Origin of the sequence: uncultured Campylobacter sp., assembly GCF_938045535.1 — a bacterium.
Taxonomy (GTDB): Bacteria; Campylobacterota; Campylobacteria; order Campylobacterales; family Campylobacteraceae; genus Campylobacter_B.
In genome coordinates, this window is the sequence record NZ_CALIMQ010000024.1 from 1 (window position 1) to 2,628 (window position 2,628).

2 protein-coding genes are annotated in these 2,628 nt (G+C 51.4%); one reads left to right on the plus strand and one right to left on the minus strand.

The window, feature by feature from the left end; genetic code table 11:
• Positions 1 to 307 precede the first annotated feature (307 nt).
• Positions 308 to 454 (minus strand): hypothetical protein, encoded by a 147-nt coding sequence (locus Q0095_RS01100; protein ID WP_297880570.1) that lies wholly within the window; start codon positions 452 to 454, stop codon positions 308 to 310.
• A 78-nt stretch (positions 455 to 532) separates the two neighbouring features.
• Here Q0095_RS01100 and lepA point away from each other — a divergent pair, with 78 nt between their 5' ends.
• Positions 533 to 2,329: a translation elongation factor 4 gene (gene lepA, locus Q0095_RS01105; RefSeq protein ID WP_297880572.1), complete on the plus strand. Its 1,797-nt coding sequence runs from the start codon at positions 533 to 535 to the stop codon at positions 2,327 to 2,329.
• Positions 2,330 to 2,628 lie beyond the last annotated feature (299 nt).

Below are 2,628 nucleotides of genomic sequence, written 5' to 3' on the forward strand. Positions count from 1 at the left end.
AATTTTGCTCATTGAGATTTGTGCGCCGTAACAGCATAGAATTGCGCGCTAATCCTAAGCGGTAGAATTTCAAAGTAAAATTTTATATGACGATCCTCCTCCCGTTTATTAAAATTCTCAACCATCAGCATTGTAAGTTTCGCGTAGCGTAATCACGCAAGGCTTATTGTAAATTTTTATTGCGCTAGATTTTACATTTCAATACAGCCGCAAAATTCAATTAGTAAAATCTACACTAAGCGAGGTATAAAAGATCTCAGCCACATCCAGGACGCAGAATTCCATTAGTAAAATCTGCTCTCAACTCTCATCCTAAAATTCTATCGCGGTAAAACGCATCGCCGATAAAACTTAAAATTCTATTGCTCAAAGCCGTCCGTATCCCCCTATACTTCAAAATTTTATTTCGTAAAATTCTAATCCGCCTAGAGTCGCCGTATAAATTTCGCCTCATAAATTATATTCGCCCATTTACCCGTTTTTAAATGAAATTTCGGCACAATGCGGCTTAAAATTTCATCAGGAAAGCCACTTGAAAACAAAAAACATCAGAAATTTCAGCATCATCGCGCATATCGACCACGGCAAATCCACGCTCGCCGACCGCCTAATCAGCGAGTGCAACGCCGTCGAGGCGCGCCAGATGAGCAGCCAGATCATGGATACGATGGATATCGAAAAGGAGCGCGGCATCACGATCAAGGCGCAGTCCGTGCGGCTCGAGTATGAGCTTGGCGGAGAGAAATACGTTTTAAATTTGATCGATACTCCGGGCCACGTAGATTTTAGCTATGAGGTCTCGCGCTCGCTGGCTAGCTGCGAGGGGGCGATCCTCGTCGTGGATGCCAGCCAGGGCGTGCAGGCGCAGACCATCGCAAACGTCTATATCGCGCTGCAGCACAACCTCGAGATCATCCCCGTGCTCAATAAAATCGATCTGCCCGCCGCCGATCCGCAGCGCGTAAAAGAGGAGATCGAGCATGTCATCGGGCTTGATTGCAGCAGCGCGATCGAGGTCAGCGCCAAAACGGGCGTGGGTATCAAGGAGCTTTTAGAGGCGATAATCACTCGCATCCCTGCGCCAAAAACGGACGACGCTGCGCCGCTTAAGGCGCTCATCTACGACAGCTGGTTTGATAACTACCTAGGCGCGCTTGCACTTGCGAGGCTCTACGACGGCGTGCTGAAAAAGGGCGACGAGGTCTATATCATGGGTAGCGAGAACCGCCACGAGGTGCTTGATCTGATGTATCCCAATCCGCTCGCGCCTGCCAAAACCCGCGAGCTTAGCAGCGGCGAAGTGGGCATCGTCGTGATGGGGCTAAAAAACGTCGCCGACGTGCAGGTGGGCGATACGATCACTCTTTTTAAGAAACGCGCCGCCGCGCCCGTGGGCGGATTTGAGAAGGCTAAGCCCTTCGTGTTTGCGGGCATCTATCCCGTGCAGACCGATAAATTTGAAGATCTGCGCGACGCTTTGGATAAGCTCAGCCTAAACGACAGCTCGCTTAGCTATGAGCCCGAGACGTCGCTCGCGCTAGGATTTGGCTTTCGCGTCGGGTTTTTGGGACTACTGCATATGGAGGTCGTGAAGGAGCGGCTCGAGCGCGAGTTTGATCTCGATCTCATCGCCACGGCGCCGACCGTCACATACGCCGTGTATCTTACGGACGGCTCGTGCGTGCGGATACACAGCCCCAGCGAGCTTCCGGCGCCAAATTTCATCGAGCGCATCGAGGAGCCCTACGTCAGAGCGACCATCATCACCCCGAGCGAGTTTTTGGGCAATCTCATCAGCCTTTTAAATTTGCGCCGTGGCATCCAAACCAAGATGGATTACATCACGCCGGAGCGCGTCCTGCTCGAATACGACGTGCCGACAAACGAGATCATAATGGACTTTTACGACAAGCTCAAGTCCTGCACCAAGGGATATGCGAGCTTCGATTACGAGCCGATCGATTACAGGCGCGGCGATCTCGTAAAGCTCGACATCCGCGTCGCGGGCGAAGCGGTCGATGCGCTCTCGATCATCGTGCCCGCCTCAAAGGCCGAATCCAAGGGGCGCGACCTCGTCAAAGCGATGAAGGAGATCGTGCCGCGGCAGCTTTTTGAGGTCGCGATCCAAGCGAGCATCGGCAACAAGATCATCGCGCGCGAAAACGTCCGCGCCATGGGCAAAAACGTGACCGCCAAGTGCTACGGCGGCGACATCACGCGCAAGCGCAAGCTGCTCGAAAAACAAAAAGAGGGTAAGAAGCGCATGAAGGCGATCGGCAGAGTAAATCTGCCGAGCGAGGCGTTTTTGAGCGTGCTAAAGATCGATTAAATTTTATACTTACGCGGATAGTCCAAATTTCATCTTTTGTCGCGCTGTCGTAAAATTTTGCTTTTAAATTTTGACGATCTCAAGAGGCGATTTAAATTTAGCGGCTCGCCGTTCGGTATGAAATTTCGTCTTTAAATTTCACGACCTTAAGAGGCAATTTAAATTTTATGACCGCACGGCTTTAACTATCGCTCGCCGTCCGAGCTGATACATTCGCTGCTGCGCGCGCCCATTTTGCGCCGCCTTAAGCTCTAGCGTTCACTGTTCGGTCGTAGAATTTTGCTGCTTGCCGTTAGGCT